The organism is Variovorax sp. RTB1 (assembly GCF_035018765.1).
Classification (GTDB): domain Bacteria; phylum Pseudomonadota; class Gammaproteobacteria; order Burkholderiales; family Burkholderiaceae_C; genus Variovorax.
The window spans coordinates 1-18,337 of record NZ_JASJXG010000015.1 but is presented as its reverse complement, the minus strand read 5'-3'; the positions used below and the strand labels follow the sequence as shown (position 1 = coordinate 18,337).

20 protein-coding genes are annotated in these 18,337 nt (G+C 65.6%); 3 read left to right on the top strand and 17 right to left on the bottom strand.

Annotated features, from left to right (window positions below):
- Nucleotides 1–6: 6 nt before the first annotated feature.
- The 17 genes from QN397_RS11780 to flgB all read right to left on the bottom strand — a co-directional run bounded on the left by QN397_RS11780 (nt 7) and on the right by flgB (nt 16,543).
- On the bottom strand, nt 7–231 hold the full coding sequence (locus tag QN397_RS11780) for a cysteine-rich CWC family protein (RefSeq protein ID WP_323497812.1): 225 nt from the start codon (nt 229–231) through the stop codon (nt 7–9).
- 28 nt (nt 232–259) lie between these two features.
- On the bottom strand, nt 260–1,516 hold the full coding sequence (locus QN397_RS11775; RefSeq protein ID WP_323500953.1) for a 6-phosphofructokinase: 1,257 nt from the start codon (nt 1,514–1,516) through the stop codon (nt 260–262).
- Between the two features lie 42 nt (nt 1,517–1,558).
- A complete protein-coding gene (locus QN397_RS11770) occupies nt 1,559–2,371 on the bottom strand; it encodes an enoyl-CoA hydratase-related protein (RefSeq protein WP_323497810.1) in 813 nt (270 codons plus the stop codon).
- Nucleotides 2,371–3,549: an acetyl-CoA C-acetyltransferase gene (locus tag QN397_RS11765; protein WP_323497809.1), complete on the bottom strand. Its 1,179-nt coding sequence runs from the start codon at nt 3,547–3,549 to the stop codon at nt 2,371–2,373. The genes QN397_RS11770 and QN397_RS11765 overlap by 1 nt, the downstream gene beginning before the upstream one ends.
- Nucleotides 3,550–3,663: 114 nt before the next feature.
- On the bottom strand, nt 3,664–4,911 hold the full coding sequence (locus QN397_RS11760; RefSeq protein WP_323497808.1) for an EAL and HDOD domain-containing protein: 1,248 nt from the start codon (nt 4,909–4,911) through the stop codon (nt 3,664–3,666).
- A gap of 43 nt (nt 4,912–4,954) precedes the next feature.
- Nucleotides 4,955–6,217, bottom strand: coding sequence for an HDOD domain-containing protein (locus tag QN397_RS11755; RefSeq protein ID WP_323497807.1), 1,263 nt, complete (start codon nt 6,215–6,217; stop codon nt 4,955–4,957).
- 36 nt (nt 6,218–6,253) lie between these two features.
- Complete coding sequence (gene flgL, locus QN397_RS11750; RefSeq protein WP_323497806.1) at nt 6,254–7,456, bottom strand: flagellar hook-associated protein FlgL; 1,203 nt, start codon at nt 7,454–7,456, stop codon at nt 6,254–6,256.
- A 17-nt stretch (nt 7,457–7,473) separates the two neighbouring features.
- Entirely contained in the window at nt 7,474–9,357 is a 1,884-nt protein-coding gene (flgK, locus tag QN397_RS11745) for a flagellar hook-associated protein FlgK (protein WP_323497805.1), read from the bottom strand.
- Nucleotides 9,354–10,205 (bottom strand): flagellar assembly peptidoglycan hydrolase FlgJ, encoded by an 852-nt coding sequence (flgJ, locus tag QN397_RS11740; RefSeq protein ID WP_323497804.1) that lies wholly within the window; start codon nt 10,203–10,205, stop codon nt 9,354–9,356. The genes flgK and flgJ overlap by 4 nt, the downstream gene beginning before the upstream one ends.
- An 87-nt stretch (nt 10,206–10,292) precedes the next feature.
- Nucleotides 10,293–11,408, bottom strand: coding sequence for a flagellar basal body P-ring protein FlgI (locus tag QN397_RS11735; RefSeq protein ID WP_323497803.1), 1,116 nt, complete (start codon nt 11,406–11,408; stop codon nt 10,293–10,295).
- Between the two features lie 7 nt (nt 11,409–11,415).
- Nucleotides 11,416–12,108 (bottom strand): flagellar basal body L-ring protein FlgH, encoded by a 693-nt coding sequence (locus tag QN397_RS11730; protein ID WP_323497802.1) that lies wholly within the window; start codon nt 12,106–12,108, stop codon nt 11,416–11,418.
- Nucleotides 12,109–12,125: 17 nt separating this feature from the next.
- The gene (gene flgG, locus QN397_RS11725) at nt 12,126–12,908 is read right to left on the bottom strand and encodes a flagellar basal-body rod protein FlgG (RefSeq protein WP_323497801.1); all 783 of its coding nucleotides are present in this window, start codon (nt 12,906–12,908) and stop codon (nt 12,126–12,128) included.
- Nucleotides 12,909–12,958: 50 nt separating this feature from the next.
- A complete protein-coding gene (gene flgF / locus QN397_RS11720; protein ID WP_323497800.1) occupies nt 12,959–13,696 on the bottom strand; it encodes a flagellar basal-body rod protein FlgF in 738 nt (245 codons plus the stop codon).
- Between the two features lie 43 nt (nt 13,697–13,739).
- A complete protein-coding gene (gene flgE / locus QN397_RS11715; RefSeq protein WP_323497799.1) occupies nt 13,740–14,957 on the bottom strand; it encodes a flagellar hook protein FlgE in 1,218 nt (405 codons plus the stop codon).
- 28 nt (nt 14,958–14,985) lie between these two features.
- Nucleotides 14,986–15,666 (bottom strand): flagellar hook assembly protein FlgD, encoded by a 681-nt coding sequence (locus tag QN397_RS11710; protein WP_323497798.1) that lies wholly within the window; start codon nt 15,664–15,666, stop codon nt 14,986–14,988.
- A 16-nt stretch (nt 15,667–15,682) separates the two neighbouring features.
- Nucleotides 15,683–16,087 carry a flagellar basal body rod protein FlgC gene (flgC, locus tag QN397_RS11705; RefSeq protein WP_323497797.1) on the bottom strand — a complete coding sequence of 135 codons (405 nt, stop codon included), beginning with the start codon at nt 16,085–16,087 and terminating at the stop codon, nt 15,683–15,685.
- A 3-nt stretch (nt 16,088–16,090) separates the two neighbouring features.
- A complete protein-coding gene (gene flgB, locus QN397_RS11700; RefSeq protein ID WP_323497796.1) occupies nt 16,091–16,543 on the bottom strand; it encodes a flagellar basal body rod protein FlgB in 453 nt (150 codons plus the stop codon).
- Between the two features lie 196 nt (nt 16,544–16,739).
- Here flgB and flgA point away from each other — a divergent pair, with 196 nt between their 5' ends.
- The 3 genes from flgA (at nt 16,740) to QN397_RS11685 (ending at nt 18,281) form a co-directional block, all read left to right on the top strand.
- Nucleotides 16,740–17,516, top strand: a complete 777-nt coding sequence (flgA, locus tag QN397_RS11695) for a flagellar basal body P-ring formation chaperone FlgA (RefSeq protein ID WP_323497795.1) — start codon at nt 16,740–16,742, stop codon at nt 17,514–17,516.
- An 88-nt stretch (nt 17,517–17,604) separates the two neighbouring features.
- Entirely contained in the window at nt 17,605–17,922 is a 318-nt protein-coding gene (flgM, locus tag QN397_RS11690; RefSeq protein ID WP_323497794.1) for a flagellar biosynthesis anti-sigma factor FlgM, read from the top strand.
- 2 nt (nt 17,923–17,924) lie between these two features.
- Nucleotides 17,925–18,281 (top strand): hypothetical protein, encoded by a 357-nt coding sequence (locus tag QN397_RS11685; RefSeq protein ID WP_323497793.1) that lies wholly within the window; start codon nt 17,925–17,927, stop codon nt 18,279–18,281.
- Nucleotides 18,282–18,337: the final 56 nt, after the last annotated feature.

Genomic DNA, 18,337 nt, shown 5'->3' with positions numbered 1-18,337 from the left:
TGCTTGTCAGCGGGGCGTGGCAGCTGCGCAGCGGGCACAGATACATGAAGCGCCGCGCGCCGCTTCGGGCACCTTGGAAAGCAATGCCGCGCTGAAGTCGGCCTGCATGCACCAGCACTCGCTTTGCAGTGTGCCGGTTTCGCGCGCCAACTCGACGGCACAGCGATTCGCTTCGCCGCAGATCGGACAGTGAGTGGCGTCGATCACGCCGATGATCTCGCCATCGTTCATGGCCGACCAGCCGCCGATATCGCCATGATCAAGCCACCTCGAAGGTGGGTAGCTTTTTCGGCACCGCCACATTGCTCAGCGTCACGTACACCGGCAAGCCATCGCGGTACGCCGGATAGTCTTCGCCCTGAATCAACGGCATCAGATACCGTCGGCAAGCTTCGGTGATGCCGAAGCCATCGGCCGTGATGAAGTCGCGCGGCATGAACTTCTCGGTGTTGGCCACCGCTGCGAGCGGTGCACTGCCGATGCGATATGTGTAGGGCAAATCGCTGGTGCGCTCGATCGTCGGCATCACTGCATTGCGACCTTCGATGGCGAGTTCGATGGCGCGTTGGCCGAGTTCGTATGCCTGTCTCACATCGGTCGCCGAAGCAATGTGTCGCGCCGAGCGTTGCAGGTAGTCGGCCACCGCCCAATGGAACTTGTGGCCGAGCGCTTCCTTGACCATGTTGGCAACGACCGGCGCCGCGCCGCCGAGCTGCGCATGACCGAATGCATCGCGCGTGCCCTGTTCCGCCAGGAAGCTGCCGTCGGCGCGATGACAGCCTTCGGACACGACCACGGTGCAGTAGCCATGCTGCTTCACCAGCGCATCGACGCGCTCCAGGAACGCCGCCTGGTCGAACTCGATCTCGGGGAACAGGATCACGACCGGGATGCCGTGGTCGGTCACCAGCCCGCCCGCCGCGGCAATCCATCCGGCGTGCCGTCCCATCACTTCGAGCACGAAGACCTTGGTCGATGTCGCGGCCATGGAGCGCACGTCGAGTGACGCTTCAAGGGTGGAGATCGCGACGTACTTGGCGACGGAGCCGAAGCCCGGACAGCAGTCGGTCAACGGCAGGTCGTTGTCGATGGTCTTCGGCACATGGATCGCCTGCAGGGGATAGCCGAGCGACTGCGACAACTGGCTCACCTTGAAGCAGGTGTCGGCCGAATCGCCGCCGCCGTTGTAGAAGAAATAACCGATGTCATGCGCCTTGAACACCTCGATCAGCCGCTCGTATTCGCGGCGGTTTTTCTCGAGCGACTTGAGCTTGTAGCGGCACGATCCGAAGGCGCCCGCCGGCGTGGTGCGCAACGCGGCGATGGCGTCGGCCGGCTCTGCGCTGGTGTCGATCAGGTCTTCGGTCAGTGCGCCGAGGATGCCGTTGCGCCCGGCATAGACGCGGCCTATTCGGTCCGGGTGGCGTCGCGCTGTTTCGATCACGCCGCAGGCCGATGCGTTGATGACCGAAGTGACGCCACCGGACTGCGCGTAGAAAGCATTGAGGACAGTCATGGTGCATTGTCCTGCAGCGGCCCCGAGAGGCCAAATCCGCGTTCAACGCCCCGGAAAAACCGGTGCCCGTTTCTGCAGGAACGCCGTCACGCCTTCGCTGAAGCTCGGCTTGTCGATCAGTTCGCGTTGCCGCTCGCTCTCGAAATGCAATTGCTCGCTGAGCGTGTGCTGCGCCGAGGCTTCGAACGCCTTGCGGGCTTCGAGCACCGCGTGCGCCGGCAGGCGCGCCAGGCGCTCCGCGATCTTCTGTGCTTCGAGCAACAGCAAATCGTCTTCACAGGCGGCCCAGATCAAACCCCATCGCTCCGCCTGGTCGGCGCTCACGCGCTCGTCGAGCAATGCCATGCCCATGGCACGTGCCGCCCCGATGCGGCGTGGCACGAACCAGGTGCAGCCGAGGTCCGGCACGATGCCGAGCTTGGGCAAGAACGGCAGATAGAAGTACGCGCTGCGTGCCGCGATGGTGATGTCGGCCGCAAGTGCCAGGCCCACGCCGGCGCCCGCCGCCGCACCGTTGACCGCTGCGACGATCGGCACCGGCAGCGCACGCATCGCCTCGATCAACGGATTGCTGAGCGACTGCATCCACTCGGCGGTCTGCGTGCCGAGCGAGTCTTTCGCCTTGCCATCTCCGCCGTCAGCACCGCCAAGAATCGCGCTCAGATCTGCACCCACGCAAAACGCCTTGCCGGCACCGGTGAGCACCACCGCGCGCACGCTGCGGTCGTCGGCCACGCGCGCCAGCGTGTCGCGCAGTTCGACCTGCAGGTCCATCGCGATCGGGTTCAACCTGGTCGGGATGTTGAGCGTCAGCGTCGCGACGCCGTTTTCCAATTCATACAGGACATGCGACATCAGAGTCTTTCGATGATGGTGACGTTGGCCATGCCACCGCCTTCGCACATCGTCTGCAGGCCATAGCGCTTGCCGCGCTGAGCCAGCGCATGGATCAGCGTGGTCATCAGCTTGGTGCCCGACGCGCCGAGCGGATGACCGAGCGCGATGGCGCCGCCGTTGACGTTGAGCCGCGCCGGGTCGGCGCCGAGCGTTTGCAGCCAGGCCAGCGGCACCGGTGCGAAGGCCTCGTTCACTTCGTACAGGTCGATGTCGTCGATCGACATGCCGGCCTTGGCCAGTGCGCGCTGCGTCGCCGGCAACGGTGCTTCCAACATGATCACCGGGTCGTGCCCCATCACGCTCATGTGATGAATGCGCGCGAGCGGCTTCACGCCGAGCGCCTTCAGGCCGCGCTCGTTGACGACCAGCACGCCGCTTGCGCCATCGCAGATCTGGCTCGCGGTCGCGGCGGTGCAGCGGCCGCCTTCTGCGATCAGCTTGACGCCGGCAATGCCTTCGAGCGTCGCCTCGAAGCGGATGCCTTCGTCGACCGTGTGCATCTGCCCGCTGCCCGATCCATCTGCAAGGCGAATCTCGATAGGCACGATCTCGTCGCCGAACAGGCCTTCACGGCTGGCCGAGATGGCGCGCTTGTGGCTCTCGAATGCGTAGCGATCGAGCGCGTCTTTGTCGAGCCCGTAGTTCTTGGCGATCATCTCTGCGCCGGTGAACTGGCTGAACTCGACGCCGGGGTAGCGCCGCTGCATGCCGGGGCTCATGTAGGTACCGAGTCCGGCCTTGGCCGGCAACGCGTTGGGCGTGAACATCGGCACGCGCGTCATGCTCTCTACACCGCCAGCGATCACCGCGTCCATGCTGCCCGACATCACCGCCTGCGCCGCGAAGTGCAATGCCTGCTGCGACGAGCCGCACTGGCGGTCGACCGAGGTGCCGGGCACGGATTCAGGCAGCTTCGACGCCAGTACCGCGTTGCGCGCGATATTGCTCGCCTGTTCGCCGACCTGGCTGACACACCCGAGGATCACGTCTTCGACCGCCGCCGGATCGATGCCGCTGCGCTCGAGCAATGCATTGATCACTTCGGCCGTCAGGTCGGCCGGATGCCAGCCCGCGAGTTTGCCGCCGCGCTTGCCGCCTGCTGTGCGCACCGCAGCCACGATGTATGCCTCTGCCATCTTTGTTCCTTCAGTGAGCCTTCGATAGGGAAGGTCGATGGTTGAGCGTCATCGCCGCGAGGTCAAGCCGGGGACATCCCGTGCGCGACACCGGCCCGGCGTGACCGCGCCGCTTCAGCGCTCAAGGGCGTCCGCCCACATGAGCGCCTGGAGATGCGCCCAGTTGATCTGGTGGTTGGTCAACTGCAACTCGTTTGCCGCCTTGGAAAAGGCGACGTCGTCACCGCTCTCGCATGCCTTGGTGAGCGCAAGGAACGGTGCCAGCTGCCCTTCGTTGCGCAGCAGCGCGTCGAGCACAGGCTCCGGCAACGTGACCGAACCGAGCGCTTGCGCCATCGGCATGCCGACCAGCGTGTCGAGCAGCGAGAACACGCCGACGATGAAGGCGTTGTCGCAGTCTTCCTGCGGCATCAGTTCGGCAGCGAGCAGCTCCATCAGCCGGCCACGCACCACTGCTGTGGTGCCTGCTGCCGGCGCGGCGCCGCCGGGGCGCGACACCGTCATCAGCAACGTGGCCCAGCGGATCAGTTTGTTGAGCCCGAGGATCATCACCGCGTGGCGGAACGAGGTGATCTCCACGCTCAGCCCGAAGCCGCACGAGTTGATCATGCGCAGCAGCTTGAAAGACAGCGTCGGGTCTTTCTTGATCAGCTCTTCGATGTCGCCGAGGTCGGCTTCGCGCCGCACCAGGTTGATCAACTGGATGATCGTGGCTTGCGAGGTTTGCACCGCCTTGTCGGTGATGGCAGAAGGCTGCGCGAACCAGCGGCCCTGGAACAGCTTGACGCCAAAACGCTTCATCAGTTCGTACTGCTCGACCGTATCGACCTGCTCGGCCACCACATCGGCGCGGCTCGAAGTCTTTGCAAGCTTGATGAAGCGCTCGGCCTGGTCGTTCGGCATGCCGGCCAGGTTGAGCTTCAAGAATGCAGCCATCGGCCGCCACGATGCGTAGGCGGGTTCGAGGACGGCCGGGCCGAACGCCAAACGGAATCCGCTCTCGCGAATTTTCGTCAGCGCCAGACGACCGAACTCGATCTCTTCTTCGGTGCTGCCTTCTCGAGTCGACACCTCGAGCACGACCTTGTCGGGGTCGAGCAAGTCGAGCTGGAGGCCGCCGAGATTTTCGAAAGCGCAATGGATAAAGACGAGCTTTTCGCCCGCCACCGCGTTGGTGCCCGAGTCGGAAAGCGCATCGACCACCACGGTGGAATCGTTCGCGCGGTCGCGCGGTTGTTCGAACAGCGCGTAGCCGAACACGGCGCGCCGCTCGTCGACGATGGCCTGGCGCGACAGCGCAGCGCCCACGCCGACCGGCGCAGCACTTTCGACATCAGGGGCGAGGGCATGATCAGTAGACATCGAGACTCCGGGGAAAGAAAAACAGGGAAAATACAAAGATCGTTCAGGCGGCGCGCGTCGTCAGCAGTCCAGCCGGCTGCAGGCTGCTGCCCGCGAGCATTCGCAGCAGTGCGCGGTTCACGTCGTCGGATGCCAGGCCATAGGTTTCGCGCACGGCACGCAACGGGGCAGGGTCGTCAGATTCGAGGGCGAGGGCGGCTTTCAGGCTCGGTGCATACGGGCCGTTGTGGCTCACGATGGCCGAGACGATTCGCTCCGACAACGGGATCCGACTGAGGCTGAGCTTGAGAGGCTCGTCGAGCACGAGGTCGAGCTGCGCGAACAGGCCGCACAGGTACACCTCGCGCCGCAGATCGTCCTCGATGCCGGCGTCCATCAGGTGCTCCATAAGGTGGCCGCGCAGCACCATCGTCGCGTTCACTGGCCGCAGGCCCGCATCGTCGGTCGCGTGCGGCAGTTGCTCGGCCAGCCACGCACTCAGCGAACGAAAGCCCAGCATCATGAAGCCGTGCCGCAACGACGCGATGCCGCTGCGCAAGCCCAGACCGGCAGAGTTGAGATACAGCAAGAGGCGGTAGGCCAGCGTCGGTTCTTCGCCGAGCAATTGTTCGATGCGTTCGAGCGACGGCTCGTCGTCGAGCGCGTTCATGGTCTGCACGATGGCGCGACGGCTCGGCGGCAGCGGCTGCCCTGCGTAGCGGTGCACGGCATCTTCGACCGGCCAGCCTGCGATGGCCCAGGCGCCTTGCTGATCGAGTGCGTGTTCGGCCAGCGCGCGACTCGCCACGCCTTCGACCATGGAGTTGGGGAGCACCGGGCTGCCTTCGGCGCGGGCCGCAAGACGACCGACTGCAGCCGATTCGCGCGCGCGCTTGGCGGCATGCAACGCGGTGCCGGCATCGACCGCCGACAGCGCGGTCATGCGCCGCTCGAAGCAGCGCGCCACGTCTTCGGGTGGGTTCTGTGCCGCGTCGCCACGCGCCACCATGCGCACGCCGCGCGAGCGCGCGGAATGCACGCTGGCACGCAGCCGTGCGTCGTCGAGCCAGCGCACCGGCACTTCGATCATCGGGTCCGATGGCGTGGCGTGTTGCAGCAGGCTGGTCAGCAGTTCGCGCGACTGCAAAGACAGCAGCAGCGCCGGCGACTCGGCGGTGCGCAGCTCTGCCAGCATGCGAAGCAGGTGATGGCCGTCGACGCCTTCGCTGTCTTCGTGCACGAACAGCTGCACGCCGGACAGTGTGCGGCTCCGGCCCCACAAGGGTCGGTAGCCGAGGGTCAGGCTGCCTAGTACGGTTTGCGCCATGAGGCCTCCCGTGGCATGAGGGTGTGTTTCATCGCGCTAGCTGATGAAGTTGAAGAGCGACTGTTTCTGGATCTGCGCGTAAGAACCGAGCGCCGCGGAATACGCGGTCTGCTGCGTCTGGAAATCCGAGACCCCTTTCACCATGTCGATGTCTTCCGCCCGCGATCGATCCGCCTCCAGCTGGATGCTGCGGTCTGCTTGTCGCCCCGAGATGTCGTCGACCCGGTTCAGCAGGTCGCCGGCCGTACCGCGTGACGACTGCAGGCGCGACAGGCCCGAGTCGATCTGCACCAGTGCCTGCGACACGTTCTGCGCCACTGCGCCCGTGCTGGTGGCGTCACGGATCCCGGCAATCGCCGCGTCGAGCACGCCGAACAGACTGGCGTGGGTGCTCGGCTTCACTTGCAGAGTCGCGCCGTTGGCAGGCGTGCCCGATGGCGTCAACGAAATGCCGTCGAAAGCGATCGCCTGACCTCCCAGGTAAGGCTGCCCGCTCTGCACCGTCGTTCCCGCGGTGGTGTTGAGCACGTCGTAAGTCGTCACACCGCCGCTCACGTTGAACACGATGTTGTAGTTGGCGCCGGTCACCGCGCTCGGGTCGGTGACCTTGCCTGCGTCGGTGTACACGGTGCTGGTGCCGCTCGCCTGCGTGATGGCGAACACGCCGTTCCCGGTGGGCACGTTCATCCAGGTCGCGGCGCCATCGAGCGTGGCGGGCACCGACACCGCGCCGCCTGCGGTCTGGCCTGCGATGCCGTTGAACGTCACGCCGCCGCTGGTGTCGGAGAACGGTGCGGCCGTGCTGCCGAGCCCACCGAAGAGCGGCTGCCCGTTGCTGTCCTTTTCATTGGCGTAGCCGAGGATCTGGTCGCGCAGCGTGGTCATCTGCTGCGCGATGCTGGCGCGGTCGGTGGCGGTGAGCGAGGTGTTGCCGGCCTGCACCGCGAGGGCGCGAAAGTCCTGCACCGCAGTCACCGCATCGCCCAGTGTCGACTCGGCCGTGGCGACCGCGTTGCGTTGCACTTCGAGGGCGCGCTGGTCGGTGGTGACGCGCGCCATGCGCGTGATGGCGCGCTCGGCCTGGGCTGCGCCGCTCGGGTCGTCGCTCGGGCGCAGCACCTTCTTGCCGGCCGTGAGTTGCTCTTGCAGATTCGACATTTGCGACTGCCGTGCGGTGAGTTGGCGCACCGCGTTGTCGTAGGTGTTCGCGCTGCCGAGGCGGGTGGTGTTGCCAGACATGGGTTACTCCGTTGAATTCAGTGCATGCCTTGCAGCAACGTGTCGAAGATGCTTTGCGCAATCTGGATCATCTTGGCCGACGCCTGGTAGGCCTGCTGGTACTTCAGCAGGTTGGCGGCCTCTTCGTCGAGGTTGACGCCCGCCACGCTGGTGCGGCTGGTCTCCAGGTTCGTCGCGATGGAGTTGGAGATACCGGCGGCGTACTGCGCGCTCTGGGAACGCACGCCGACCGTCGCCATCAGCGAGGCGTAGCCATCGGACAGCGGTGCGCCGTCGAACACCGTGGCGTCGCGCAGCCCGAGCATGGCGGTCGCGTTGCCGGCATTCAGGTTGCTGTATCCCGGTGTCGCTGCCTGCACGGTGATGGTGTCGCCGGGTTTCGGTGTGCCTTTCAACGTAAGGTTCCAGCCGTTGAAGCTGATCGGCTGGCCGGCCGTGTAGGCCACGCCGGTCGGGTTGCCGGTACCGGTGCCGGCTACATCGAAGGTGCCGGCCGCGTTGAAAGTCAGCGTGACGGTGCCCGTCATGTTGGCATCGGCCTTGGCCGGCGCAAGTGCCGACACGGTCACGTTGCCGGTGTTGGTGGTGCCGGCGCGCGCCTCGATCGGACTGGCCGCGGCAAGTGCGCGCGGCGAGGTGATCGCGGTCGCGACCTGGCCCGCAGCGGCGGCATACGGCTTGAGGGTGAAGCTGTCGCCGGCGTTGGCGGTGCCGGTACCCACGGCGATCGTCAAGCCATCCACCTGCACCGGCAGCGGTCCGGTGAAGTTGCTGATCTTGCCGTCCGACAGCCGCGTCACCTGCAGGCTGCCTCCCGCGCCGAAGTTGAGCTGGTAGGACGATGCAGCCAGCGCCGATGGGTCGGTCACCGTGGCGCCGACTGTCGCGTTGCCGGTGTTGGCTGTCGCCGGCACCGCGTCGGGCACCGCGATCGGCTGGAAGAAATTGCCGCCCGCATTGCCGTCCAGATCGACACCGAGCTTGTGCTGCGCATTGACCGCGCTGGTGATGGTGGTCGCCATGCGACCCAACAAGTTACGGGCTTCGGCGAGGTCGGTGTTTTGGAAACGCAGCAGTCCGGCCACCGCACCACCGCCCAGCGTTTCGCCCTGGATCGTCGAGCTGGCGTTGGCGCGCGTGAGCGTCAGGGCTTGCGTTCCGTCGGCGCCGGTCGTGAGCGACAGCGGTGCGGCAGAACTGCCGAGCACCAGCGGCTGGCTGCCGATGAAGACGCTCATGGTGCCGTCGTCGGCCGCCACGGTGGTGGTTTGCACCTGATGGTTGAGATCGCGCATTGCCTGATCGCGCTGGTCGAGCAGGTCGTTGGGGGCTTGGCCGCTGCCCTGCGAGCGTGCGATCTGCTGGTTGAGCGCGGCCACCCGCGTGGCCAGGCTGTTGATGGTCGTCACCGCATTGCCCAGTTGCGATTTCACGCCTTGCTGCAAATCGTCGAGCCGGCTTTGCGCATCCCGAAAGCGCGCAGCCATCTCGTCGGCGCGGGTCAACACCACGTTGCGCGCGGTGATGTCGGTCGGCGTGCTCGCCACGTCCGACAGCGAGTTGAGCATGTCGGTCACCGACGCGCCGAGGCCGCTGGCGCCGCCGGTGAAGATGTCTTCGAGTGACGAAAGCTGGTTGGCGCGCGTGCTGTCCATCGACGACACGGAAGCGGCCTGCGCCGCCTGCGTGGTCAGAAAATCGCTGTGGGCACGCTCGATGGTCGAGACCTCGACACCCTTGCCGATATAGCCGCTGCCGGTGTATTGCCCCGGCACCTGTGACATCACCGCGGTCTGGCGCGAATAGCCGACCGTGTTGGCGTTGGCAATGTTGTTGCCGGTGGTCTGCAGCGCAATCTGATTGGCGAGCAGGGCCCGCGCGCCGACGTTGAGCAGACTCATGCTTGAGACCTTTGCAGTTGCAAGCTGGTGTTGATGGCGCGGCTCAGCTTGGCCGCGTAGGCCGGATCGGTGGCATAGCCGGCGCGCTGCAATTCAGTGGCGTAGGCGGTGGCCGAGCCGGTCTGCGCGCGGGCCTGCGCATAGCGCGGGCTCTCGCCGATGAGCTTGGCGTAGTCGCGGAACGACTCTTCGTACGAACCGTAGGCGCGGAACTTGGCCGTGACCTTCTTGGCTTCGCCGTCGACGTATTCGGTCGTCGTGATCTCGGCGACCTTGCCGGTCCAGCTGCCCGTGGCCTTGATGCCGAACAGGTTGAAAGCATTGCTGCCGTCGGCATTGCGGATCTCGCTCTTGCCCCAGCCGGTTTCATGGCCGGCCTGGCCGATCATGAAAGCCGACGGAATGCCGGTGGCCTGCGCCACGCGCTCGGCCGCTTCGGTGTGCTGCGACACAAAGCCGCTTTGCGTCGCGCTCGGATTCGTCGTGGTGCCGCCGAGCGACACCGTCGGCGTGGCGCTGCGCGCATTGCCGGTCATCTGCTGCGTAAGCTGGCGCGTGATGGCTTCGGTCAGGCCGCCGGGCATGCCGGAGAGCTGCACCGCGAACTGCTGGTCGAGCAAATCGGTGCCCAGCTTTTCACCGTCGCTGTCCATCAGGCCCGACTTCATCGTGGCCTCGCGCATGCTCTTGATGAGCTCACGCATGAAGAGCGATTCGAACTGCTTGGCGGCTTCCTTGACGGCCTTGGGGTCGTTGCTGCCCGCGACCAGCTTGAGCGTGTCGAGCGAACGCGCGTCGGCCGCGAGTCCGCCACTGCTCAGGGTGGGAATGGATGACGGCGCGGCCATGTCAGTGCCGCCCGGCCGCCCGAAGGCAATGACGCTCCCCCTCGGGGGGCGGCGATACGCGAAGCGATGAGCGTGGGGGCTTCATCTTCAGATGACTTCGAGTTCTGCGTTGAGTGCGCCCGAGGCCTTGATGGCCTGCAGTATGGCGAGCAGGTCTTGCGGCGTGGCACCGAGTGCATTGAGCGCACGGACCACGTCCGACAGCAGTGGCGAGTTCGGCACCTGAATGAGGATGCCCGGTTCCTGCTTGATCTGGATGCTGGCCTGCTCGGCCACCACGGTCTTGCCGTTGGAGAACGGCTGCGGCTGGCTGATGATGGGCTGCGAGCTGATCGTGATCGACAGGTTGCCGTGCGCCACGGCGCAGGGGCCCAGCGTGACGGCCTGGTTCAGCACCACCGAGCCGGTGCGCGCATTGATGACCACGCGCGCCGCCGGAATCGGAATCTCCAGCGTGAGCTCTTCGAGTTGCGCGATGAAGCTGACACGGGCGTTGGCATCGACCGGTGCCTGCACCTGCACCGTGCGGCCATCGAGCGCGCGGGCCAGGCCGCTGCCGAGCTTCAGGTTGATCACGGCGGCGACGCGGCGCGCAGTTTCGAAGTCGGACGAATTCAGGTCCAGACTCACGCTGTCGCCGTCGTTCAGCGAGGTCGGCACCGAGCGCTCGACTTGCGCGCCGTTCGGCACGCGACCCGCGCTCAGATGGTTGATCTGCACCTTGCTGCCGGCCGCCGAGGCACCTGCGCCACCGATGATCAGGTTGCCCTGGGCCAGCGCATAGATCTGGCCGTCGGCACCGCGCAGCGGCGTGGCGATTAGGGTGCCGCCCTTCAGCGACTTGGAGTTGCCCATCGACGAGACGTTGACGTCCAGCGTCTGGCCCGGTTGTGCAAAGGCCGGCAGCGTCGTCGTCACGATGACGGCCGCCACGTTCTTCAGTTGCAGCTGCGATGCGGTCGCGGCCGGCAAGGTCACGCCCAGCTGCTGCAGGTAGTTGGCCACGCTCTGCGTGGTGTAGGGCATCTGCGTGGTCTGGTCGCCCGTGCCGTCGAGGCCGACGACCAGGCCGTAACCCGTCAATTGATTGGAGCGCACGCCTTGCACGGCGGCCACTTCCTTGATGCGGATGGCGTGGGCGGGCGCGAGCAGCGCCATGCTCAACATGAGCAGACCGGAAAGGCGAATGGAGAGCTTCTTCATCAGCTGCTTAAAAGGGAAGGACGCTCATGAAGAAGCGGTTGAGCCAAGGCATCACTTGCGCTTCCTGCTGCGCACCGCGGCCACGCGATTCGATGCGCACGTTGGCCACCTGGGCCGAGCTCACCACGCTGCCGGCCTGGATGGAGCGCGGATCGATGGTGCCGGAGAAGCGCAACACGTCGACGTTCTGGTTCACGCCGATCTGCTTTTCGCCCGTAACGACGAGGTGGCCGTTGGGCAGCAAGTCGACCACGGTCGCGGTGATCGAGCCCTGGAAGGTGTTGGCGCTTTCAGTGCCGCCCTTGCCTGCGAAGTTGTAGGTCGAGTCGGCCGTCGCGCTGGCGCGGCTGAACGAGTTGCTCTTGAAGAAAGGCATCGCGCTGATGCTGGCGTTGATGTCGTCTTTCTTGTCGATCGACGAGGTGGACTTCTGGCTCGCGGTCACGTTCTCGACGATGGCGATGGTCACCGTGTCGCCGACAAGGCGTGCGCGGCGGTCCTCGAACAGCGGGCGATAGTTGCTGGTATGGAATAGGCTGCCGGTGGCATTTCGCGGTGCGGCGACAGGCGCCGGCACTGCGGGCGGTGCCGTGCTCGGCATGTCGACCTGCGGCGTGTTGGCGAGCGTGGTGCAGCCGGTGACGAATACCGACACCGACAACAGCGAGAGCACCAAGGCAAGAGAGGCGAGACGTTTCATGAACTGGCTCGAGGTGGTCAGAGCTGCGCGAGCTTCTGCAGCATCTGGTCGCTGGTCTGGATCGCCTTCGAGTTCATCTCATAAGCGCGCTGCGTCTGGATCATCGAGACCAGTTCCTGCACCACGTTCACGTTCGAGGTTTCCAGGAATCCCTGCATCACGGTGCCCAGGCCGTTGGTGCCGGCGGTGCCGCCTTGCGGCTGGCCCGACGCGGCGGTCTCGGCGTAGAGGTTTTCGCCACGCGGTTCGAGGCCGGCCGGATTCACGAAGTTGGCGATGGCCAGCGTGCCGATGGTCTGCGGCGCGGCCTGGCCGGTGAGCGTGGCCGACACGGCGCCGTCGGTCGCGATGCTGACGTTGGTGGCACCCGCAGGGACTGTGATGCCGTTGGCCACCGGCAGACCCGCCGCCGTCACGAGGCGACCTTGCGCGTCGACCTGGAAGGAACCGTCGCGTGTGTAGCCGATGGTGCCGTCGGGCTGCGTCACCTGGAAGAAGCCGTTGCCCTTGATGGCCAGGTCGAGCTGGTTGTTGGTCTGCTGCATGCTGCCCTGCGTGAACGAGCGACTGGTGGCGACTGTGCGCACACCCAGGCCGAGCTGCAGGCCGGTCGGCAGCTGCGATTGCTCGGTGCTGTTGGCGCCGACTTGCCGCAGGTTCTGGTACATCAGGTCTTCGAACACGGCGCTGGCACGCTTGAAGCCGGTGGTCGAGACGTTGGCAAGGTTGTGCGAGATGACGTCGAGTTGCGTCTGCTGCGCTTCCATGCCGGTCTTCGAGATCCAGAGCGAGTTGATCATGGTGTTCTTTGAATGGTCTTGACTTGTCTTGGCTTATCGAGGCGTGGGCATCAGCCCACGGCGAGCAACTGGGCGGCCGATTTGTCGGACGCTTCGGCGGTGGTCAGCAAGCGCATCTGGGCGTCGAACTGGCGGGCGGCTGCGATCATGCCGACCATGGTTTCGATCGCGTTCACGTTCGAACCTTCGAGCGCGCCAGTTTCCAGGCGCGCCGTGTTGTCGCTCGGCACCGGCTCTTGCGATGCGGTGCGAAACAAACCGTCTTCGCTGCGCTTCAACGGGTCTTCCTGCGTCGGCGTGGCGAGCTTCAGGCGGCCCAATGTCGACACCGGCTGGCTACCGGTTTTCGAGGTCACGGTGCCGTCGTTACCGATGCTGATATCGCCACCCGGCGGCACGTCGATCGGCGAGCCGCCGTCCGACAAGATGACGAGGCCCGAGCTGTTGACCAGCGTGCCGGTCGACGACACCTGCAGCGCGCCGGAGCGGCTGTAGGCTTCGGTGCCGTCGAGCCCCTGCACTGCGAACCATGCGTTGCCTTGCGCTTGCACGTCGAGGCTGCGCCCGGTGCGCTGCACGGCGCCGGGCGAACTGTCGTGGCCCGAAGTGGCTTCGAGTGCGAACACACGGGTGGTCGCGCCGTCGCCGCGCACCGGCACCGCACGAAAGGTCGACAGCTCGGCCCGAAAGCCCTGCGTCGAGGCGTTCGCGAGGTTGTTCGCGAGCACGGCCTGGCGTTGGGCGGCCGCGTTGGCGCCGCTCATCGCGGTATAGATCAGGTGGTCCATGGCGTGCCGTGCGTGTGCTTGAAGGTCTTGGCGGACTTATCGATCAGCGCAGGTTCACCAGGGTCGACATGACCTGGTCTTGCGTCTTGATGGTCTGCGCGTTGGCCTGGTAGGCGCGTTGCGTGGTCATCATGTTGACCAGCTCGGCCGTCAGGTCGACGTTCGATTCTTCGAGCGCGCCCGAGCGCAACTGGCCGAAAGTGCCTTCGCCCGGCGCGCCGTGCACCGGCTGGCCCGACGCAGAGGTCTCCACCCAGTAGCCCGAGCCGGTCGGCGACAGGCCCTGCGCATTGCGGAAGTTGACCAGTGCGACCTGGCCGGCCGACTGCGTCTGGCCGTTCGAGTAGGTGGCGGTAAGGATGCCGCTGTCTTCGATCTTGATGCCGGTGAGCGCACCCGAGGTGTAGCCGTCCTGCGAAAGATCGGCCACCGCAAAGGCCGAGTTCACCTGCGTCATCTTGCTCAGGTCGAGCGTGATGGGGAAGGTCTGCGCCGGGTCGTTGGGCGAGGCCAGCGTCAGGCTGGGCACGGGTGAGGTGGCGGTATTCAGGCTGCCGTCGGCGTTGAAGTTGACGGTGAAGGGTGTCGAGGTGCTCGGATCGCTTCCGTTCACGCTGGTGTGCACCTGCCAGCTGTTGTTGGCCATCTTGGTGAAATACATGCCGACAGGCACTTCCAGGCCCTGCGCGTCGAACGCGGTGAGCGAAGTGCCGTAGGTCTTGATCGGTGTTGGGGGCGTTGCGGTGGCGGCGATGGGCGCGGCTGCGTTGAGCGTGATCTCGGCGGCCATCTTGGTCGTTTGCTTGGCCGGAATCGGCGCGCCGGTGGGCAGCTTGAGTGGTTGCGCGTCGAAGCTCTGGCGTACGCCATTGGCGTCGGTCGGGTAACCCATCACCGTGGCGCCGCTGTTGGTGACGATGGCGCCGGTCTTGTCGAGCTTGAAGTTGCCGGCACGCGTGTAGGCGGTCGATCCGTCGGTCGACTTCACCTGGAAAAAACCTTTGCCGTTGATGGCGACGTCCAGGTCGTTGCCGGTGATCGACAGCGTGCCTTGCGAGAACTGTTGCGCCACCGCGCCCACTTCGACGCCGAGCCCGAGGTTGGTGCCGCCCAGTGCGCCGGCCGAGCTGGCATAGATCTCGGCGAACTCGGCGCGCGAGGACTTCATGCCGGTGGTGCCGGCGTTGGCGATGTTGTTGCCGATCACGTCGAGGCTGCGACTGGCTGCGTTGAGGCCGGAAAGTGCTTGTTCAAAACTCATGGAGTGCTCCTGGAAGGAAGAGGGCGAATCAGAGAACCGTATGGACCTTGGCGTATGGCGTGACGCCGGCAGACAGCAGCGTGAGGGTGAGCCCGGCGGCGTCGCTGCCGACGGCCACGACCTTGTCGCGCATCAGTGCCGTGGACTGCACCGCGTCGCTGCCGTTGGTGGCAACCACCTTGAACTGCAGCGCCGCACCGGCCGGGTAGTTCGACGCGTCGAGGCTGAAGCCGTGCTGGCCGGCGTCGAGCTTGCCGAGCGAGACGGTGTCGACGATCTGGCCGCCGGCGGTCATCACTTGCACCTTGACGTCGGTCGCACCGGTGGCGAGCTCGACCGCGCCGACGGCCGTGGTGCCGTCGATGGCGATCTGGTTGCCTTCGGTCAGCACGCTGCGCCCGACCATGTCGCCGGACTGCAGCATCTGCTGCGACGACATTTGCGCTGCCATCGCCTTCATCGTGGTGTTGAGCGACTCGATGCCGGTGACGGTGTTGATCTGCGCCATCTGCGTGGTCATCTGCGCGTTGTCCATCGGGTTCATCGGATCCTGGTTGCTGAGCTGGGCGACCAGCAGCTTCAGGAAACGGTCCTGGATGTCCGCGGAGCTGGTGCTCGTGCCGGTGCTCGCGGCCTTGTCGGCACTCGAGCTGATGTTGTAGCTCGACGTCGAGCTGGCAATGGCGGAAGTGGCGCTGGTGGCGGTCATTGACGGAGTCCTTTTCTTACTGGCCGAGCTGAAGCGTCTTCAGCATCAGGCTCTTCGCGGTGTTCATGATTTCGATGTTGTTCTGGTAGGAGCGCGAGGCCGAAATCATGTTGACCATCTCTTCCACCGGGTTCACGTTGGAGTGCGTCACATAGCCTTCGGCATCGGCAGCCGGGCTGGCGGGTTCGTGCACCTTGCGGCCGGGCGTCTGGTTCTCGGAGATCGAGTCGACGCGCACGCCGGCATCGGCGGCGCTGCCGTACGGCACGGTCTGGAACACGACCTGGCGCGCCTTGTAGGCCTGGCCATCGGGGCCGGCCACGGCGTCGACGTTGGCCAGGTTGCTGGCCACCACGTTGAGGCGCTGCGACTGCGCGCTGACCGCGCTGCCGGCAATGCCGAGGATCGAGAACATCGACATGGTTTATTGCCCCTGGATGGCAGACATCAAAGTCTTGCTCTGGCCGTTGATGAAGCGCAGCGTGGCTTCGTAGCGCACTGCGTTGTCGGCAAAGGCGGCGCGCTCGCGGTCGAGGTCGACGCTGTTGCCGTCGGCGGTCGGCTGGGTCTGCACCACGTAGCCCGCCGCGTTGTCGCTGTCACCGATGCCGGCGCCGCTGCCGCCGGTGAGCGGGATGTGGCGTGCGTTGCTGCGGCCACTGTCGATCGTGTCGGCGCTGGTCGCCATGCGCAGGGGCGAACCGCTGCTTGCACCACCCGTCGCACTCTTCAGTGCATCGGCAAAATCGAAGTCACGTGCCGCATAGCCGGGCGTGTCGGCATTGGCGATGTTGCTGGCGATCACGCGCTGGCGATCGGCGCGCAGCACCAGGGCCTTCGCATGGAAGTCCAGTGAGTTCGTCAAGTTGTCCAGCATCGGGAAAGCCTCGGATAGGAGTGGGTGGCCATTTCGGGCCGTGTGGAAATTATGAAAACGCGGCCACTCCGGGAAGCACGGAGTAAAGGGGGGATTCGCGGCCTGTTCGGTGCTTTGTGTGGTGCGGGTCTGCCTATATTTCAGTCGCCGCACTGTTGCTGCAGCTTCCTCTTTGGACATTCCGGAAAGGCGCCTCATGCCATCCCCTCGATTTCGCAGCCGCCGTCCTGGTAAGGGCCGCATCGCCAGCATCGCGTCGCTGTGCGCCTCTATGTATGTAGCGGTGTTCTGCGCTGCCGCCCAGGCCCAGCAGGCGCCGTCGCAAGGCGCCGAGGTCGCGCCGGAATTCGTCGCCGCCACGCAGCAGTGGCTGGACGACGCGGTCGCCAAATCGCAAGCGGCATCGGCCTCGCCGCTTCGCATGGAAGTGAGCGTGGGCGCACTCGACAGCCGGCTGCGGCTGGCACCGTGCACCCACGTCGAGCCCTACATCCCGGTCGGCATGCGCCTGTGGGGCCGCACCCGGCTCGGCCTGCGTTGTACCGATGGGGGCGGTCGCTGGAACGTGTTCCTGCCCGTGACCATCAAGGCCTTCGGCCCGGCCTGGGTGTTGCGCGACAACGTGGTCGCCGGCACATTGCTGACAGCCGCCAACGCCGTCGAGGCCGAAGCCGACTGGGCCGCCGAGCCGTCGCCTGTGGTGGCCGATCCGGCCTTGTGGATTGGGCAGACCGCAGCGCATTCGTTGGTGGCCGGGCAGCCGGTGCGTCAATCGATGGTCAAGCCGGCCCAGGTGTTCGCCGCCGGCGCGCAGGTGCGGGTGGTGGCCATGGGGCCGGGTTTCGAGGTGACTTCGGATGCGCAGGCCATGACGCCCGGCGTTGTCGGCCAGTTGGTGCGCCTGCGAATGGAAAACGGCCGAATCACCACCGGAATCGTGCAGGATTTGCGCACGGTACGGCTTTCGATGTAGTTCAGCCTGAAAAAAGTTCTCAAGTTCCTTGAAGGGGTGCCGAAATTACAGGAACGATGCTTCCACAAGGGGGCACTGGAGTTGAATCATGAAGATCCAAGCGTTGAACGATCCCGCCCTTGCGGCCGCATCGCTCGCAGCCACCAAGGCCGAGCGCGGCGGAGCCTCGAGCGGCACCGGCGGAACCGAAGCAGCAGGCGCTGCCAGCGGTTCGGGTGCGACCGTCACGGTGTCGGGCGCGGCCCGCACGTTGAACGTCGCCTCGGCCGGTACTGGAATCGATGAAGCCAAGGTGGCGTCCGTCAAGGCGTCCATCGCCGATGGCACCTTCAAGGTCGATTCCGGCGCGATCGCAGACAAGATGCTTTCGAATGCCCAGGAAATGTTGAGCCGAGTGAGGAACTGACCATGCCCGATACCCGCAATTCCGCCGAATCCCTCCTGGTCGAAGTCGAGCAGCAGCTCGACGTGGTCGATGCCGGCCTGATGGCCGGCGAACCCGACGCACTGCAGCGCGCTTGCGCCGCCTTGCGCGAGGTCGCCCTGTCTTTTGCCCGCGTGCTCGAAGCGGCGCTGTCGGCCGAAGTGTTCGACCATGCTTTCCGTCGCCGCATCGATGCCGTCGCCCAGCGACTGGCCACGCAGCGCCAGAGCATCGCCCGCCGCACCGTGATGGTCGAGCGCGCGCTGGCTTCGATCTTCCGGCCGCAAGCCGAGGCGACCTACGCGCGACTGGGCGACCGCCCGACCTTCGCTTCGCACTGATATTGCTGAGCTTCTTCGCACTCAAGTGAGCTGAGCCGTGCTTTTATCTCCTACAC